We start from the raw sequence: 17,628 nt of genomic DNA, 5'->3' as shown, positions 1-17,628 counted from the left end.
CTCGCTCGGATCAGGCTTCCCTGCGAACGTGCGACTCCGGCGCCCCGACGCCAACGAGACACACGGGCGCGGGCCGCTCCTCGTCGACGCGATCGCGGAGGCGTGGCACTCCGGGCCCAGCCACTTCGGCGGAACGGTGGTCTCCTTCGTGGTCGCAGACGCCTGGCTGTCGTGACGAGGAGAACATCTTGTCCCGGTCGTCATTCAACGCGCTGACCGGCACCGGCCTGCGCGACCGCGACCGCGCCTGCACCTGGACCTGGACCTGGACCGCCGGCAGCTACCTCCTCCTCGCCGAGGCCCATGAGTCGCTGCTCGGTAAGTCCGGCGAGGCCTGAGGGGCCGGTGGCGCGGGGGAGCGTCGGCGCCGTCGGTCCCGTACCGGCCAGAACAGGACGTACGACGTCGAGACGACGACGAAGCCCAGGCGGACCAGGCCGCGGGTCGCGTCGTCGGGGACGGCGAAGACGCTGCCGTACAGGGTGAGCAGGGCGATCCAGCTCCACCAGGGGACCAGGCGGCGTTGGCCGATCACGTCCCAGAGGAGGGTGCCCAGGAGGACCGAGGCCGTGTAGTACGTGTAGACGCTGGGGTCCAGGACGATGCGGGCGTTGGCGCCGAGCAGGACGACCGCCGGCCAGCGTCCGCGCCACACCGCGACGCAGCCCAGGGCCAGGCCGGCGGCCGCCTGGGCGGGGCGGACCCAGGGCGGGGTCACCGGGTCGCCGACGCCGAGGCGGCGCAGGGCGGACGCCGGCTGGTTGGGGATGACGAACTCGGCGGCGGCGAACGAGTGCGGGGCGCCGAGGAAGAACGGCAGCCAGACGGCCGCGATCAGGGCGGCGCAGCAGAGGGCCGCGCGTGGCCATTTCTGCCTCGGTAGGGCCAGGAGGAGGGGGAGGAAGGCCAGGGCGGTCGGTTTCGAGTCCACGGCGAGAGCGAGGAAGATGCCGGTCGCCGTCGCGTCTCCGCGGGTGAGGGAACGTACCGCCAAGGCCGTGAAGAAGAGGGCCAGTACGTCGTCCAGGTGGCCGAAGCGGACCGCTACCTCTATCCACATCGGGATGAACGCCAAGCCCGCGATCAGGACTCGCTGGCGCAGGCGTTGGTGGTTGGTGCCGGTGCCCAGGAAGTACTGGGCGGCGCTGCGGCCGGCCATGACCAGGATCGCCAGGCCGAGCAGCGACATCACGGCGGCTGCCAGGAACTGGCCGACGTGTTCCGGGAAGGGGTTGAGGAGGCCCGCCGCGAGGAAGCTGACGGGGCCCATCTGGAGTTCGGGGTGGTGGGCGTAGAGGTTCAGGCCGCCGTCGGGGCTGCCGGGGCGCTCGTAGATCAGCTCGCCGCCGGTGCGGAGGTAGTGCCAGGAGAAGCCGCCGTGCGGCTCGACCACGGCGAACCACAGGATCGTCCAGGCGGTGAGCAGCACGAGGTGCCCCCGCTGGCCTATGACCGGCACGTCTCTCCTGGCCCCTTCTGCTCGTTGGGCCCCCTCTAGGAGAGGGCCCAACAGCAGGACAGGTTCCGTCTCGGACGGTGGCCTTCAGGCGGAAGATCCGGTCAGACGGTGGCCTTCAGGCGGAAGATCCAGCTTCCGTTGGCCAGGTCGAAGGACGTGAGCCCTGAGCCCTCGAACGCGAAGCCCTTGCGGACGACGAACGCCTCGTCCTCGGTGAACAGCGGTACGTAGGGGACGTGTTCGGCGACCGCGCCGAGGATCGTGCGGGCTGCCGCCCAGCGCGTGCTGTCCGGGCCCGCCGCCGCGACGGTCGCCTGGGCCTCGTCGACGTCGGCCGTGGTCCAGTTGGCGATGTTGATCTTCTGGGGCCCGATGTTGGTCTTCCCGACGAGCTTGCCGAGCAGGGAGGCCGGGTCGGGGTAGCCGGCCTCGAAGCCGAACGGGAGGGAGAGGCCGGTGAGTTGGTGCTGGAAGAACTTGGCGTACCACTCGTTCACGGTGACGGCCTTCGGGGTGATCGTCACGCCGAGCGGCTTCATGTTCTGCTGGATGCTGAGGACGGCGAGTTCCTGCCAGGGGTAGTCCTTGACGTACTCGATGGTCGTCGAAAAGCCTTGCGGGTGGGCCGACTTGGCCAGTTCGGCCTTGGCCCGGGTCTCGTCGAGGGGGTACTGGGGCAGGGAGTCCAGGAAGGTCTTCGCCGTCTGTTCGGAGCCGGCGACACCGGCGAGTTCCTGGGCCGGGACCAGTCCGGTCATCGGGGTGGCGAGGGAGCCGAAGGCGGCCTTCATGATGCCCGCCCGGTCGACCGAGTGGGCGACGGCCCTGCGGACGTGGACGTCGTCGAAGGGCGCGCGGGTGACGTCCATGGCGAGGAAGTCCCGCGCCAGGGACGGTTCGGTGTAGAGGGTCGCGCCGGGTATCGCCTTCCACTGGGCGGCGCTTCTGCGGTCGGTGACCGGGCCGCCGTCGATCTCGCCGGAGCGCAGGGCGAGTTGGCGGGCCGTGTCGTCGGCGATGAAGGAGAAGACGACCTTGTCGGCGGCGGGCTTGGTCCGCGCGTACGCCGGGTTGCGGACCAGGGTGATCTTCTCCGCCGTCTGGGAGGCGACCCGGTAGGGGCCGGTGCCGACCGGTGCGGTGCCCGCGTTGCCGAGTGTCTTGGCGTGCGCCTTGGCGTACTTGGCCTCTTCGACGAGCGTCGTGATGGCGATCCCGGCCCGCGCGGTCGGGACGGCGGCCTTGAGCCTGACGGTCACCTCCAGGGGGCCCGTGACCTCGGCGCCGGCCACCTTCTGGCCGAGGGCGGAGGTCTGCGCGGTGTCGGACGAGAAGTGCCCGATGCTCCAGGCGACGTCCTCGGCGGTCAGCTCCGCGCCGCTGGAGAACTTCACGCCCGGGCGGAGCTTGTAGACGAGGGTGGTCGGGTTCGGCTGGGTGACGGAGGTCGCGAGCTGCGAGGTGAACCGGCCTGTGCTGGAGACGCGTTCGAGGGGTTCCGTCACGAGCGCCATGACGGCACCGGTCGTCTCGTTGTCGTAGCTCTTGGCGTAGTCGAGGGACGCGGGTGCGTTGGGGAGTGCCCAGTTGACGACGGGGACGGCCTTGTCGGTCGTCCGGGCGGCTCGGTCGGTGGTGTCGGTGGTGTTGTCGCCGCTGGTGCAGGCGGTGGCCGTGAGGGTGAGGGTGAGGAGGGTGGTGAGGGCGGCGACGGGGAGCGTTGTGCGCCGTGAGGAGGGGGTGGGGGGCGTGGTGGTGGGGGGCATCTTCCTGGTTCCGTTCATCTCGTGTGGGGCCGTGCTCAGTTCCCGCCGGGAATCGAGGCGAGGAGGCGCTGGGTGTAGGGGTGGCCCGGTGCGTCGAGGAGGGTGGGTGTCTCGCCGCTCTCGACGATCTCGCCGGCGCGCAGGACGACGGCGCGGTCGGTCATCTGGCGGACGACCGACAGATCATGGGTGATGAGGAGGAGGCTCGTGCCGTACGTGGTGCGCAGTTCGCGCAGCAGCTCCAGGATCTGCGCCTGTACGGACGCGTCGAGGGCGGCGACGGGCTCGTCGCAGATCAGCAGCCGGGGCCGGACGGCCAACGCCCGTGCGATGGCGACGCGTTGACGCTCGCCGCCGGACAGGGCACTCGGGTGCTTGCGCGCGAACAAGGCGGGCAGGCCCACGAGTTCGAGCAGTTCCGCCGCCCGCCGTACGGGATCGACGGCGCCCTCGCGGCGTACGGCGACCGCCTCGCGCAGTGCCGTACCGACGGTGAGGCGGGGGTTGAGGGAGGAGTAGGGGTCCTGGAAGACGACCTGGACCGTCCGGCGCGCCGTCCGGTGATCGCCGCGGCTCAGCCTTCCGTAGTCGGTGACGTCGAGGTCGCCGAGCCGGATCGTGCCCGTGGTGGGGGTGGTCAGGCCCAGTACGCAGCGGGCGATGGTCGTCTTGCCGGAGCCGCTCTCGCCGACCAGGCCCAGGGACTCGCCCTCGCGGAGTTCGAAGGAGACGTCGCGCACGGCGGTCGTCTCCCGCTTGCCCATGGACCGCGTCCGGTAGGTCTTGGTGAGGCCGCTGACGACCAGGAGCGGCTCCCCGCCGGGGGCGGACGGCGGGGTGCCCGGGTTGGCGGGGCGGAGCCGACGTTGACGGATCGCGTCGCCGATCTCGTCGATCCGTACGCACGCGGACGCCCGGTCCGCCGTACGGGAGACCAGGGCGGGCCGGGCCGTCGTACAGGCGTCGTCGTGCCGCCACTCGCACCGGTCGGCGAACGCGCACACGTCGGCGACGCTGTCGGCGGAAGGCACCTGCCCGGGTACGGAGACCAGCCGGTCCACGTAGCGGGACACGGGCGGTTCGGCGAGCAACAGGCCGAGGCTGTACGGGTGTTGAGGCGCCCGGTCGAGGGCCGCCGCCGGGGCGTCCTCCAGTACGGAACCGGCGTACATGACCAGCACGCGGTCGCAGACGGAGAACGCGACACGCAGATCGTGGGTGATGAGGGCGAGGGCCATGCCGCGGTCGGTCTGGAGCCGGCGCAGCAGGGCGAGGATCTCGGCCTGGGTGGTGACGTCCAGGGCGGTCGTCGGCTCGTCGGCGACGAGCAGCTCCGGGTCCCGCGCCAGGGCCGCCGCGATCGCGACGCGCTGCCGCATCCCGCCGGAGAGCTGGAACGGGTAACGCCCGGCGACGGCATCCGGGTCGAGCCCCACCTCACGCAGCCGCCGCGCGACCTCGGCGGAGGCGGCGGCACGGTTGCGGCGCACCGCCGGGGCGAGCGACTCCGACAGATGCGTGTGGACGGTCTGAAGCGGATTCAGCGAGGTGAACGGATCCTGGAGCACCATGGCCAGCCGGTCCCCGCGCAACGGACGTAACTCCCGCTCCCGCCTGCCGAGCAGCGAGATCCCGTCGAACAGCACCTCCCCCTCGGGGCGCAGCCCATCGGGGAGTACGCCCATCACGGCCCGGGCGGTCAGCGTCTTACCGCTGCCGGACTCGCCGACAATGCCGAGAGTCCGCCCGGCGGCGAGGTCGAACCCGACGTCCCGGACGAGGGTCCGGGCCTTGCCCCGACCGCCACCGGCGCGCACGTGGAGGTGACGTACGGTCAGGAGCGGGGGCGGGTCGCTGGGGTACGGGTAGCCGGGCAGTGGGTCACCGGGAGCCTGGTCGCCGGGGGTCAGGTCATCGGGGGTCAGGGCGCCAGAACCACGGTTGCCGGAGACCCGGTCCCCACGGGCCGGGCCGCCCGCGGGCAGGGCTCCGGAGTCCCCGCCCCCAGAGACACCGTCCCCGCAGACCCGGCCACCAGAACCCAGGTCGCCGGAGGCTCGGTCGCCGAGAGCCGGGCCACCAAACGCCCGGTCGCCAGAGGCACGGTCACCGAGAGCCGGGCCACCAAACGCCCGGTCGCCAGAGGCACGATCACCGAGAGCCGGGCCACCAAACGCCCGGTCGCCAGAGGCACGATCACCGAGAGCCGGGCCACCAAACGCCCGGTCGCCAGAGGCACGATCACCGAGAGCCGGGCCACCAAACGCCCGGTCGCCAGAGGCACGATCACCGGGAGTCCAGTCGCCGGAGACCCGCTCGCCGGAGGCCAGACCACCCGGGGCCAGGCCGCCGGGATCCAGACCGCCGAACGGCAGGTCTCCGGCAGCCCGATCGCCGGCAGCCCGCTCGCCGGAGGCCGGAGTGCCTGACGGCATGCCCGCCGAAGTCCCCTCGCCAACGACCCCGTCCGGTCGCCCCGGTGGCCTCATCGGTGGGCCGGTTTCGTGGTTCGGCTGTCGTGGATCCAGTCGCCGAGGAGGGTGACGGCCGTTGCGGTGGCGGTGATCGCCAAGGCGGGGGCCAGGGACATGTACGGGTTGACGGGCAGCAGGCTCTGGCCCTGTTGGAGGAGTTGGCCCCAGTCGGGGGTGCCGGGGGCGGCCCCGAGGCCGAGGTAGGAGAGGCCGGAGAGGCCGACCAGTGCTCCGACGAAGTCGAGGAGGAAGGTCGCGACGACCGTGGGCAGGATGTTCGGCAGGATGTGCCGGAACATCACGCTCGACGCCGGGAGTCCGAGGGTTCGGGCGGCTTCGACGTAGGGCAGCCGGGCCTGTACGAGGGTTGTGGCGCGGCAGAGCCGGATCTCCGCCGGGAGGGTGAGCAGGGTCAGGACCGCGACGGCGAGCCAGTAGCCGCCGCCGAGCATCCCGGCCACGACGATGATCAGCAGCATCGCGGGCAGGGCGTACACCAGGTCGGCGAATCGGTTCGCGGTGATGTCGAGGAGCCCGCCGCGATACCCGGCCAGCACCCCCAGCGGCACGCCCAGCAGCACCGCGCCCAGCGCCACGCACAGCGGCCCGACCACCGCGTTGCGCGTACCGGCGATCACCTGGGACAGGACGTCACGGCCGAGCGTGTCCGTGCCGAGCCAGTGTCCGCCACCCGGACCGGCCACGCCGAGCAGCAGGTCCTGATCCTCGGGGGTGTACGGGGCCAGCCGGTCCCCCGTCACCACGAGCAGTGCGATCACGGCCACGGCGAGAGCCGCGAACAGCACCGGCAACGGCGGCCGACGGCGGTCCGGTGCCAGGGCCGCGCTCGCCATCAGCCCTCCCCGGCCGCGTGGAGGCGGACGCGCGGATCGAGCAGGTACCCGAGCAGATCGACGACCAGGTTGACCACGACCACGAACGCGCCGAGCAGCAGCGCGAGCCCCTGGACGACCGGAACGTCCTTGGCCGTGACCGCCGACAGCAGCAGTGAGCCCATCCCGGGCAGCGAGAACACCTGCTCGATGAAGATGCCCGCGCCGACCGGCGCGATGAGGAGCATTCCGGCGCTGGTGACCACCGGCGGCGCGGAGTTGCGCAGCACGTACCGGATCAGCACGCGCCCCGGACTCAGGCCGCGCAGCCGGGCGAAGGTGAGGTAGTCCTGCCGTACGACCGTCAGGGTGGCCGCCCGGGTCTGCCGTACGACGACGGCCGACAGCACGATCGCCAACGTCACGGCGGGCAGCGTCAGATGCGTGATCCTGTCGGCGAGTCCGTCCTCGCCGGCGCCGTACACCGGGAACCAGCCCAGGGCGACGCCGAAGACGTACAGCAGGACGACGGACAGGACATGGACGGGTGCGCCGAAACCGACCGTGGCCAGCAGCGAGATGCCCCGGTCGGTGGCCCGCCCGTGCCGCATGCCCGCCGCGACCCCCAGGGGTACGCCCACCAGCAGCACGAGCAGCAGGCAGTAGACGGCGAGTTCGGTGGTCAGCAGCATCCGGCCGTAGATCATGTCCGCGACGGGTGTGCCGGACTGGACCGAGATCGACTGTCCGAAGTCGAGCCGGACGGCGCCCGCGAGCCAGTGCAGGAACCGCGCGGCGAAGGGTTCGTCGAGGTGGTACCGGCCGCGTAAGTCCGCCATCAGTTCCGGTGTCACCGGCCGGGTGCCGAGCAGGGTCTGGAGCGGTGTTCCGGGACTCGCGTCGAGCAGGGCGAAGACCAGGAGGGCGAGGACGAGCAGCAGGACCAGCCCGCCGCACAGCCGCCGGAGGACGAACAAGGTGATGCTCATGGCACGACGAACCCGTCCCTCCCTGCGCGTTCGGCAGGTCCGCCGATCGACGTTCGTCTTCGGGTGACCGGAACTCTACGATCCGTTTATCTGACATGACAAGATCTTGAAAGCTAAATATCCGCGAATTTCCGTAAACCGAAGCGTCACAAGACCGAAGCACCACAAACGGAAGTGCCATGCTCAGTCACCCCCTCACCGAAGGAGCCGAACTCCGCGCCCTGGAACCCTGGCGGGCAACGGAGTTCCACGACCACGTCGAACGCAACCGCGGCCATCTCGCCCCCTGGCTGCCCTGGGCGACGGCCATCGACGACCCTGCCAAGGCCGAGGCCTGGCTGCGCAAGTACGCCGAGGCCCAGGCCCGGGACGGCATGCGGATCTACGGGATCTGGCTCGACGGGACCCTGGTGGGCGGGGTGGGCTTCTCGGCCTTCCATGTCCCGTCCGGCGTCTGCCAGTTGGGGGCATGGCTGGCCCCGGAGGCCGAGGGCCGCGGCCTGGTCACCCGAGCCGCCGGCCACCTCACCGAGTGGGCGCTGCGCACCCGCGGCATGTCCCGGGTGGAGTGGCGCGCGGCGGCCACGAACGTCCGCAGCCTCGCGGTGGCGAAACGGCTCGGCATGCGCCGCGAGGGCGTCCTGCGCTCGGCGTTCCCGATGGACGGCGTACGCCATGACGTGGAGGTCTGGGCCCTTACAGCAGACGGCAGTTGAGGGGAGAGGCAGGGATTCACAGCGATTCCACAGAGAGGACATTTCACGACGCTCCCGGTACAACCTCCGCCCCCGGACCGCTGTCTAACGGGTAATCAGTTGCCGTGTCCACACACGGCCACCCACCCACGGCACGACTCCCGCGAAGGGGCTGCTCCCGCATGCGTACACACAGAAGGATCGCCACCGCCACGACCACCGCACTCACCCTGACCCTCGCCCTGGGCGCCGCCGCGCTCACGGCCCCGGCCGCCCAGGCGGCCACCCCGACCGCCGGATCGCTGCGCCACACCGGCGGTGAGCTCTGGTACAAGGCCACCACGGGCCAGGCGAACCGACTGACGGTCTCGATGAAGATCGAGGTCCGCGACAACGACTTGGACGCCTACTACATCCTCACCTTCCGCGACCGCGCGCCCATCACCATCGACAAGAGCGCGGCGGACAAGGACGAGTGCGTGTACCCCTCGGCGACCGACCTCACGGTCGCCCGCTGCGCGGTCCACATCCCGGTGGGCTCCGACGACACCGACATCTACGACGTCGACCTGGGTGACGGCAACGACACGGCGACGATCCCCGCCAACAACCACGCGTACGCCGCGATCTACGGCGGCAAGGGCAACGACGTCCTGATAGGCACCGGCTGGGACGTGCTCTACGGCCAGGACGGCAACGACCACCTCGTCGGCGGAGGCGGAGTCTGGGGCCTCGGAGCACTCGGCGGCGCCGGCAACGACGTCCTCACCGGGTGCTCGAACGCGTGCTACGGCGGCGCCGGGAACGACTCGCTCACCGGCGAGGACAACGAGGACGGGGACCGGAACATCCTGAACGGCGGGGACGGCAACGACGTCGCGTACGGCAGGTCGGGCGACGACCTCATCTACGGCGGCAGGGGCAACGACCGCCTGTACGGCGAAAAGGGCAACGACAGGATCTACGGCAACAGCGGCAACGACCTCATACACGGCGGCCCGGGCAAGGACATCCTCTCGGGCGGCCCCGGCAAGGACAGGGTCTACCAGAACTAGCCGGCTTTCAGTCCTTCAGGGGCGCGGGGAACTGCGCGACCAGCCCCCACCGCCCCGCAGCGACCCGACTGCCAGACAACCAGGGAGGGCTCAGTTCAGGTCACCGAGCCCTCTCAACTCCGGAAAGTCGTCAAACTCCCCAGGGTTGAGAAACATCAACTCCAACGCACCATCCCCCGGACCGACTTCACGCCGGTCAACGGGCGGCTGCAACGCCTGCTCCGTCCAGATGCACTTGCCGTTGGGCGTATACCGCGTCCCCCACCGCTGCGACAGCGCGGTGATCAACTGCAACCCCCGGCCCCCCTCGTCCGTCTCCGTCGCCCGACGGATACGCGGCATCGTCAGACTCCCGTCGAACACCTCACAGATCAGCTCGGCGCCGTGCAGCAACCGGAGTTGGAGCGGCCCCTTGGCATGCCGTACGACGTTGCCGACCAGCTCGCTCGCCAGCAGTTCCGTGGTCGCCGTGAGGTCGTCAAGGCCCCACACGGACAGCTGCTCGCGGACATGCCGGCGTGCCTGCCCCGCCGCCCTCGGATCCTCCGGCAGCGGCCAGCAGGCGACCCGGTCGCCGGTCAGGGCGTGCAGCCGGGCGATGAGCAGGGCCGCGTCGTCCGCGCTCGGATGCTCGGCGGGGAGCAGTCCCGCCGTGAGGGTGTCGCAGAGCTGCCCGAGGTCGTCCTGCTCGCCCGCCTCGTACGCACCCCTTAACAGCCTGGCCAGTTGACCCATGCCCTCGTCGATCTCCCGCTTCGACGACTCGACCAGACCGTCCGTGTACAGCACCAGCAGGCTGCCCTCGGGGACCTTCAACTCGACGGTCTCGAAAGGGGGTTCGGCGGCGCCGAGAGGCGGGTCGGCGGTGAGGTCGGGAAAGTAGACCGTGCCGTCGGGGTGGACGATCGCGGGCGGCGGATGCCCTGCGCGGGCGATGGAACAGGTCTGGGTGATGGAGTCGTAGAGGGCGTACAGACAGGTGACGTACGACTCCTCGCCCATGTTGCCGACGATGTCGTTGAGATGGCTCATGATCTCGTCGGGGGGCAGTTCGAGGTCGGCGAGGGTGTGGACGGCGGTGCGCAGCCGGCCCATGGTGGCCGCCTGGGGCAGACCGTGGCCCATGACGTCGCCGACGACGAACGCGACCTGGCCGCCGGAGAGCGGGATGACGTCGTACCAGTCGCCGCCGACGTCCATGCCCTGGGCGGCGGGCAGGTAGCGGGCGGCGGACGTACAGGCGGGCAGGTCGGGCAACTCGCTGGGCAGCAGGGCGCGCTGGAGTTCGCGGGAGCGGCTGCGCTCGTCGTCGTAGAGGCGGGCCCGCGCCAGGGCCTGGGCGACGAGGGCGCTGATCGTGGTGAGGAGGGTGCGTTCCTCGTCGGTGAAACCACGCGGGCGGTCGAAGCTGACCGAGCAGACGCCGAAGGTGTTGCCGGACGCGGTCAGCGGCAGGAACGCCCAGGCCTGTTTGCCGCTGCGGCCGGGCAGGTCGGCCAGCGCGGGATAGTGGACGACGAACTCCGCCGCGGACGAGAAGAACGCGGGGGTCTCGCCGCCGATCACGTCGAAGCTGGGCCAGCCGGGTGTCAGCGGGGCGTTGCTGACCACGTCGAGGAAGTCGTCCTCGTAGCCGATGGCCCCGACGGTGCGCAGCCGGTGGTCCTCGATGGTCTGGACGATGAGTCCGGAGGCGGCGAACGGCGGCAGTACGCGCCGGGCGACCGCGTCGACGACGTCCCGCGCGGTGGTCGCCTTCGCGAGGGCCGCGGTCAACTCCGCTATCCGGGCGGCGCGTTCGGACGCGGCACGCTCGGCGGCCTGGCTCTCCTCCGCGAGCCGCCGCTTCTCGGTGACGTCCTGGAGGTAGAGGGTGCGGCCGTCGGGGCCCGGGACCAGTCGCAGGTGGTAGCGGCGGCCGGTGCCGGGCACGCGTATGTCGAAGCCGACCGGCTTGTCCTCGGCGGCGGCCTTGCGGCAGCGGCGTTCCAGACCGGGCAGTTCGCGCACGGTGGGCAGGTCCCAGAGGATGCGCCCGAACAGCTCGTCCTCGGAGAGGCCGAGGGTGCGTTCGGCCTCCAGGTTGGCGAAGGTGATCCGCCAGGTGTCGTCGACCGCGAGGAACCCGTCGCTCATGTGCCGCAGGGCGCGGCTGAGCGCGTCCCGGGCGGTGCGCGACTCGTTGCTGTCCCAGCCCATGCCGATCATCCGCAGGGGCTCGCCGTTCTCGTCGTACGTGGCCCGGCCGCGCGCCTGGTGCCAGCCGTACGTCCCGTCCAGGCCCCGTACGCGGTACTCGGCCTCGAACACCGAGTGGCCGCGGATCGCCTGGTCGACGAGGGCGAGGGTCGGTCCGAGGTCGTCGGGGTGGACGCAGCGCATCCAGTTCTCGACGCGGGCGGTGTACTCCTCGGGGCGGGTGCCGTACAACTCCATCGCGGCTTCGTCCCAGATGAGTTCACCGTTGGCGATGTGCCAGTCCCAGGAGCCGACCCGGACCTCCTTGAGGGCCTGGCGCAGCCGGTCGCCACTCAGCTCGGAGTGGACGGGGCCGGCCGGCGGGGGCGCCTGGACCATGCGTTCCTCGGTCCAGGCGACGACGGCCCGCAGGAACTGCCACTGGACGGGCGTCGGTTCACCCCGGTCGCCGGTGATGACAGTGAGGGCACCGATGCTGCGGTCGCCGCGGATGACGGGCACGGCGGCGAGTCCGCTGCCGGGTATGGGCGCGCTCGACGGGCAGATCGGGACCGTGGGGTCGGTGCGCTCGGCCGCCACCCCCGGGATCCACACCCCGTGCCCTTCCCGGTACTCCTCTTGCAGGGCGCGGGCGGGGGCCAGCGGGCCCTCCTGGTCGATGATCTCCCAGGGGCCGGTGAGGGCCGTGGGCAGCCCGGTGGCCGACACCAGGCGCAGGGCCGACATGGGACCTCGGAGGTGAATCGTTCCCCCGAGCGCGCCCAGCTCGGCCACGGCGTGCTGGAGCGCCAGCCGGAAGACCTCGCTCTCCGCGACCCCGGGATCCACCGAGCTGAGCAGTGCCAGCCGTGCGTTCATGCTTGAAGTTTTACCGTTTCCATCCCACCTGATGCGCGACTTTGCAGGAATCTCACCGACACCCACGGCCACCTTCACCAGCCCTGGAGGCAGACCCTACGGGAGCCGCACGGACACCAACAACCGTACGCTCAGGGCAAGTTGTGTGACATATCACCGTCATAGCGACGATGTAGCGTCCCATTGACGGACAGTTGAGATTTGAACGTAACTGACTGTCAAGAACTTCACTTTGTCCGCGGAAGGTCCGTGGAACGTCTGAGGAGTGGCATGGACATCGGCGTTTTCATCCCCATCGGCAACAACGGCTGGCTGATCTCGAAGAGTTCACCCCAGTACATGCCGAGCTTCGAGCTGAACAAGGCGATCGTGCAGAAGGCGGAGGCCCACGACCTGGACTTCGCCCTGTCGATGATCAAGCTGAAAGGCTTCGGCGGCGAGACCGAGTTCTGGGATCACAACCTGGAGTCGTTCACGCTGATGGCGGGCCTGGCGGCGGTGACGGACCGCATCAAGCTCTACGCCTCGACCCCGATCCTGGCCCTGCCGCCCGCGATCGTCGCGCGCATGGCGGTCACGGTCGACTCGATCGCCCCCGGCCGCTTCGGCATCAACATCGTGACGGGCTGGGCCCCCGGCGAGTACGCGCAGATGGGCCTGTGGCCCGGCGACGACCACTTCGGCAACCGCTACGCGCGAGCCGTCGAGTACGTCACCGTCATGAAGGACCTGTGGCGCGACGGCGTCACCAACTTCAAGGGCGACTTCTACGAGATGGACGACTGCGTCCTCTCCCCGCGCCCGGCGAACGGCCACATCGACATCGTCGCGGCCGGCCAGAGCGGCACCGGCATGAAGTTCGCCGCGGAGCACGCGGAGTACAACTTCATCCTGGGCAGCGGCGTGAACACCCCGACGGCCCTGTCGGGCAGCACGGCGACGCTGGTGGAGGAGGCGGAACGAACGGGCAGGGACGTGGGAGCCCTGTCGCTGTTCATGATCATCGCGGCGGAGACGGACGAGGAAGCCCAGGCCAAGTGGCAGGACTACCACGACAACGCGGACCGCGCGGCGCTGGCGTACATGGCCGGCGAGACGGACGCGGACACGACGTCCACGGGAACGTCGACGGCCCGGACGATCGCCCTGCCCGAGGGCGCGGTCAACTTCAACATGGGCACGCTGGTCGGCTCGTACGAGACCGTCGCGAGAATGCTCGACGAGGTCGCCGGGGTGTCGGGCACAAAGGGCATCATGCTGGTCTTCGACGACTTCCTCGAGGGCCTGGAGAACTTCGGCACCCGCATCCAGCCGCTGATGAAGTGCCGGGCGGGGAGGGGGAGTTCGGCATGAGTGCGGCGGGTCCTCAGGGGGCGGAGTCCCAGGAGGCGGACTATGAACGGGCGGGGTTGGCCGGCCAGCTGACGCCGGGCACCTCCCCCGCCCTCCTCCTGGTGGACCCGGCCCGGGCGTACGTCGATCCGGCCTGCCCCCTCTACGCGGGGGCGGGCGCGGAGGACGCGGCGAAGGCGATGCGAGAGCTGCTGTCCGTGGCCCGCCGGGCCGGAATCCCGGTGATCGTGACGCGAGTTGTGCTCCGCCCCGACGGCAGCGACGGAGGAGTCTTCTACCGCAAGGTGCCGAGCCTGCGGGCGTTCGTGGAGGGAAGCGAGTTCGGCGAGTTCATCGAGGGCCTGGCACCGACGACGACGGACCTGACGGTGACGAAGCAGTACCCGAGCGCCTTCTTCGGCACGGCCCTGTCCACGTATCTCACCTCCCACGGCATCGACACCCTCCTCATCGCGGGCCTGACGACCAGCGGCTGTGTACGGGCGACGGCGCTCGACGCCATGCAGCACGGTTTCGTCCCGGTGGTGGTCGAGGAGGCGGTGGGGGACCGGGATACGAGGGTCCACGACGCAAACCTGTTCGACATCCGGCACAAGATCGGTGAGGTTTGGGGGATGGGGCGGGTGGAGGAATACCTGGCCCGGAACGGGATCTAGCGCGGGAGAGGACGAGTCGTGGGCGGGGTCGGGGTCGGGCGGCGGGGTTCGGTGTTCCTGACCTCGGGACAGCGGACCAGTACGACGGTGCTGCTCGCGGAGGCGGCGGCCGGGCGGGGGATGGCGGTGCGGTCGCTCGCTGATGCGGGTGCCCTGACGGCGTCGGCCGAAGCGGCGGTGCACTGGTACGGGGGCCCGCTCGCCGCCGACCGGATCGCCGACACCCTCGCCCTCGGACTGCTGGAACCGCCGGACGACTGGCTGGCGAAGCTGCCGCAGGAGTTCACGGGACGGCACGTGGAGCTGACGACCCTCGCGGAGGCGTGGCAGACCCGACACCCGGTGTTCGCGAAACCGCCGAGCGACAAGTCCTTCCCGGCGGCGGTGTACGCGGACGGCTCGCGGCTCCCCCGTACGGGCGAGGGAGTCGCCCCGGACACGGCGGTACTGCTGTCGGACGTCGTCACGTTCGCGGTCGAGTACCGCCTGTTCGTACTCGACGGGAGGGTGGCGGCCGGGAGCCGGTACGCGGTGTACGGCCGCCTCGATCCCGCGCCGCTCGACGGGGACGTACGAGAGCCGGAGGTACGCCGGTTCGCGGACCGACTCCTCGCCGAGGAGCGGCACTCCCTCCCGAGCGCGGTCACCGTCGACATCGGCCTCGTCCAGGACCCCGACCGGGGCGGGCGCGAGCGGTGGGCGGCGGTGGAGGCCAACATGCCGTGGTTCTCGCACAGTTACGCGGCACGGGTGGAGGGAGTGCTCGATGTCGTACTGCGGGCGGCGGGGCCTCGGGGGCGGGTCGCTCCGGGGGACGAGAGGTTCCTGAGGGCGGCGCCACGGGTGTTCGGGTGAGGGACGAGGGTTCATGAGGTCGTGTTGTCAACGCTCACGACGCGGCTCCCTCGGTCTCATCGGGCGTGGTGCAGCCAGCGCTGGAGGGTGTTGTTGACCTCTGCGGGCAGGGTGCTCAGCCGGTCGATGACGGCGCGGTCTTCGGGCATCGGGGGGATGCCGGCGACGGTGAGTGCCGCGTGCAGGGCGAGGCGTTGGTGGTCGTGCGGGGTGAGGGGGTGGTCGAGGCGGTGGGCGGGGTTGGGCGGCGGCAGGAAGTAGTCGAGGTCGTCGCAGGGCTGGGCGGCGGTCGGCCAGGCATCGTCACCGGGATGTGCGGCGTACGGGTCGACGACGGCACACGCACCGAGGCCCTCGTTGCTCCAGGGGGTCAAGGGGGTCAAGGGGGTCATCTCTGTCTCCTCACCGGCGAATTGCGGATCACTGGTCCAGAGACCCACAAGGACCGCTTCGGTTGCGGTCGCGGCCGTACGTCACGCGGACGGCGCCATCGGCTGCTCATCACTTGGTGTGACGAGGGCCCTTTGAGGATCGGGCAAGGCCCGTTCAGCAGTACGGGTGATCTTGCGAGTCGGGTGCGGTGGCGCGGGGAGGCTATGCGGTGGCTCCCGCCAGGCCTGCGCCGCGCCCTCCGACTCACAGCCGAAGGTGTACACCCATGTCCCAGACCGCGTCCTCGTCGTCAGCCGACCACTGCCCGCCTCCGCAGAGCCCCGTCGACATCCGCCCGCAGGACACCGACTGCTCGGCCCTGCCGCCGCTGCGGTTCCGTCACCCGACGAGGCTGGACATGGAACTGCACTACGAGGGGCCGGAGCACCACTGTCCCGGCTGTACCCGGGACAACGAAGGCACCGTGAAGGCTGTGCCGGCGCGCGGAGAGAGCGGAGAGAGCGGAGAGAAGTGTCTGCTCAGTGTGGGTGACGACACCTACCGGCTGGTCGACGTGCACTGGCACACGCCGTCCGAGCACACCGTCGGTGGGGTGGCGTTCCCGCTGGAGCAGCACATGAAGTACAGGCGCGAGGTGGCGCAAGGGAAGTTCGAGTACACGGTCGTCGCCGTCCTCGTACATCCGGGGCAGGCCAACGACTCCCTGGATCAGCTGCTGTCCTCGGCGCGGCAGGCCGAAGATCCCGAGGGCTCCTGGGAGGTCCCCGACGTGCAGCTCGACACCCTGCTGCCGAGCTGCACCGAGTCCCACCGCTATCTCGGCTCCACCACCGTCTGCCCCTACACCCCGGGCGTGCGCTGGAACGTCCTGACCCACCCCGTGCAGGCGTCCGCCGCCGCCCTGGAGCACTACCGCGAGGTCTTCCCCAAGGGCAACGCCCTGGAAGCGCAGCCGCTCGGGGATCGGCGGATCGTCAGTGACCGCCATCGGTGGTGGTAGTGGCGGCGGGCAGGGAGGGCAGGGAGTCGAGCCAGTCCGTCAGTAGGGCGTTGGTCTCCGCCGGGCGTTCCTGCTGGACCCAGTGGCCACAGGATTCGAGGATGTGGGAGCCGGTGAGGGCGGGGAGGGTGACCGGGTAGGCCTTGATCGCGTCGGCCAGCCAGGTCGTGGAGGCGTCCAGGGCGCCTCCGATGAACAGTGACGGCTGGGTGACGGGGGCGCCGGTGAGGCCGCCGTTCGTCAGGTCCTCCCAGTCGCGGTCCATGTTGCGGTAGCGGGCGAGCGCGCCCGTCATGCCCGTGCGCTCGAACTCCTCGGCGTAGACGTCGAGTTCGCGGTCGGTGAGCCAGGCCGGGCGGCGGTCGCGGGGAAAGCGTTCGCGCAAGGTGCCGCTTCCCGTTCCGTCTCCCTTCCCGCCGCGCGTCACGAAGTGCGGGTCCGGGGCGCCGGGTTCGGGCATGGTGTCGGCGGAGAGGGCGGCGTAGAAGCCTGCCAGCCAGCCTCGTACGTCAGGCTCGATCTCCGCCTCGGCACGGCCGGGTTCCTGGAAGTAGGAGACGTAGAACTCCTCGTCCTCACCGCCGATGTGCGCGAAGACCTCGCTGGGGCGGGGGCCGCCGGGCGGGGTGTACGGCACGCTCAGCAGGGCGACCGCGCGGAACACGTCCGGGCGGGCCAGGGCGGAGGTCGCGGCGATCGTCGCGCCCCAGTCGTGGCCGACCAGCACGGCGGAACGCTCCCCGAGGGCGTGCACGACAGCGACGTTGTCCTCGACCAGGTCGAGCATCCGGTACGCGCTCGTGTCCTCGGGCCGCGAGGAACGGCCGTAGCCGCGTACGTCGATGGCGACGGCACGGTATCCGGCGGCGGCCAGCGCCGGGAGCTGGTGCCGCCAGGAGTACCAGGACTCCGGGAACCCGTGCAGCAACAGGACCAGGGGTCCGCTGCCCTGTTCGACCAGGTGGATCCGGCCGACGGGGGAGGGGACAAGGCGGTGGGTGAGGGGGTGCGGGTGGGGCGGCACGGGGCCTCCGTACGTCATC

At 70.7% G+C, this 17,628-nt stretch carries 16 protein-coding genes and 1 pseudogene; 9 read left to right on the top strand and 8 right to left on the bottom strand.

Features of this window, described 5'->3' with window-relative positions; translation table 11 throughout:
- Positions 1-13: 13 nt before the first annotated feature.
- Positions 14-175 (top strand): annotated as a pseudogene (locus OG787_RS25275) (ATP-binding protein); the annotation flags it as partial.
- A 13-nt stretch (positions 176-188) separates the two neighbouring features.
- Complete coding sequence (locus OG787_RS25270; protein ID WP_405540825.1) at positions 189-338, top strand: hypothetical protein; 150 nt, start codon at positions 189-191, stop codon at positions 336-338.
- On the opposite strand, the gene OG787_RS25265 is transcribed toward OG787_RS25270, so the two are convergent.
- The 3 genes from OG787_RS25265 to OG787_RS25255 form a co-directional block, all read right to left on the bottom strand.
- A complete protein-coding gene (locus OG787_RS25265) occupies positions 281-1,459 on the bottom strand; it encodes a hypothetical protein (RefSeq protein ID WP_369028959.1) in 1,179 nt (392 codons plus the stop codon). The genes OG787_RS25270 and OG787_RS25265 overlap by 58 nt on opposite strands.
- A 101-nt stretch (positions 1,460-1,560) precedes the next feature.
- Complete coding sequence (locus OG787_RS25260) at positions 1,561-3,225, bottom strand: ABC transporter substrate-binding protein (protein WP_405536463.1); 1,665 nt, start codon at positions 3,223-3,225, stop codon at positions 1,561-1,563.
- A gap of 35 nt (positions 3,226-3,260) precedes the next feature.
- Positions 3,261-5,042 (bottom strand): dipeptide ABC transporter ATP-binding protein, encoded by a 1,782-nt coding sequence (locus tag OG787_RS25255; RefSeq protein ID WP_405536462.1) that lies wholly within the window; start codon positions 5,040-5,042, stop codon positions 3,261-3,263.
- On the opposite strand from OG787_RS25255, the gene OG787_RS25250 reads away from it, so the two are divergent.
- On the top strand, positions 5,043-5,654 hold the full coding sequence (locus OG787_RS25250) for a hypothetical protein (RefSeq protein ID WP_405536461.1): 612 nt from the start codon (positions 5,043-5,045) through the stop codon (positions 5,652-5,654). It abuts the gene before it with no gap.
- 56 nt (positions 5,655-5,710) lie between these two features.
- Here the strand turns inward: OG787_RS25250 and OG787_RS25245 are convergent, their stop codons facing one another.
- On the bottom strand, positions 5,711-6,553 hold the full coding sequence (locus OG787_RS25245) for an ABC transporter permease (RefSeq protein WP_369028962.1): 843 nt from the start codon (positions 6,551-6,553) through the stop codon (positions 5,711-5,713).
- Complete coding sequence (locus OG787_RS25240) at positions 6,553-7,521, bottom strand: ABC transporter permease (protein ID WP_369028963.1); 969 nt, start codon at positions 7,519-7,521, stop codon at positions 6,553-6,555. Before OG787_RS25240 ends, OG787_RS25245 begins: the two co-directional genes overlap by 1 nt.
- A 179-nt stretch (positions 7,522-7,700) precedes the next feature.
- Between OG787_RS25240 and OG787_RS25235 the strand changes: the two genes are divergently transcribed.
- Together OG787_RS25235 and OG787_RS25230 are read left to right on the top strand one after the other, a co-directional pair.
- A complete protein-coding gene (locus tag OG787_RS25235) occupies positions 7,701-8,237 on the top strand; it encodes a GNAT family N-acetyltransferase (RefSeq protein ID WP_405536460.1) in 537 nt (178 codons plus the stop codon).
- Between the two features lie 161 nt (positions 8,238-8,398).
- Positions 8,399-9,271, top strand: coding sequence for a calcium-binding protein (locus tag OG787_RS25230; protein ID WP_405536459.1), 873 nt, complete (start codon positions 8,399-8,401; stop codon positions 9,269-9,271).
- Positions 9,272-9,361: 90 nt separating this feature from the next.
- Here OG787_RS25230 and OG787_RS25225 read toward each other — a convergent pair whose 3' ends face one another.
- Positions 9,362-12,328 carry a SpoIIE family protein phosphatase gene (locus OG787_RS25225; protein ID WP_405536458.1) on the bottom strand — a complete coding sequence of 989 codons (2,967 nt, stop codon included), beginning with the start codon at positions 12,326-12,328 and terminating at the stop codon, positions 9,362-9,364.
- A gap of 270 nt (positions 12,329-12,598) precedes the next feature.
- Here OG787_RS25225 and rutA point away from each other — a divergent pair, with 270 nt between their 5' ends.
- Genes rutA through OG787_RS25210 form a run of 3 tightly spaced genes read left to right on the top strand, consistent with a single transcriptional unit; the run spans position 12,599 to position 15,192 of the window.
- Entirely contained in the window at positions 12,599-13,681 is a 1,083-nt protein-coding gene (gene rutA / locus OG787_RS25220) for a pyrimidine utilization protein A (protein ID WP_369028967.1), read from the top strand.
- On the top strand, positions 13,678-14,337 hold the full coding sequence (locus OG787_RS25215) for an isochorismatase family protein (RefSeq protein ID WP_405536457.1): 660 nt from the start codon (positions 13,678-13,680) through the stop codon (positions 14,335-14,337). Before rutA ends, OG787_RS25215 begins: the two co-directional genes overlap by 4 nt.
- 51 nt (positions 14,338-14,388) lie before the next feature.
- Positions 14,389-15,192 (top strand): ATP-grasp domain-containing protein, encoded by an 804-nt coding sequence (locus OG787_RS25210; RefSeq protein ID WP_405540583.1) that lies wholly within the window; start codon positions 14,389-14,391, stop codon positions 15,190-15,192.
- A 56-nt stretch (positions 15,193-15,248) separates the two neighbouring features.
- On the opposite strand, the gene OG787_RS25205 is transcribed toward OG787_RS25210, so the two are convergent.
- Entirely contained in the window at positions 15,249-15,584 is a 336-nt protein-coding gene (locus OG787_RS25205) for a hypothetical protein (protein ID WP_369028970.1), read from the bottom strand.
- A 266-nt stretch (positions 15,585-15,850) separates the two neighbouring features.
- Here OG787_RS25205 and OG787_RS25200 point away from each other — a divergent pair, with 266 nt between their 5' ends.
- Positions 15,851-16,585, top strand: coding sequence for a carbonic anhydrase family protein (locus tag OG787_RS25200; protein WP_405536456.1), 735 nt, complete (start codon positions 15,851-15,853; stop codon positions 16,583-16,585).
- On the opposite strand, the gene OG787_RS25195 is transcribed toward OG787_RS25200, so the two are convergent.
- Complete coding sequence (locus OG787_RS25195; RefSeq protein ID WP_369028973.1) at positions 16,560-17,609, bottom strand: alpha/beta fold hydrolase; 1,050 nt, start codon at positions 17,607-17,609, stop codon at positions 16,560-16,562. The genes OG787_RS25200 and OG787_RS25195 overlap by 26 nt on opposite strands.
- Positions 17,610-17,628: the final 19 nt, after the last annotated feature.

Source organism: Streptomyces sp. NBC_00075 (assembly GCF_045041225.1).
In the GTDB taxonomy this organism is placed as follows: Bacteria; Actinomycetota; Actinomycetes; order Streptomycetales; family Streptomycetaceae; genus Streptomyces; species Streptomyces adonidis.
Note: the sequence above shows the minus strand (reverse complement) of the source record. Positions and strands in the feature narration are given on the sequence as shown.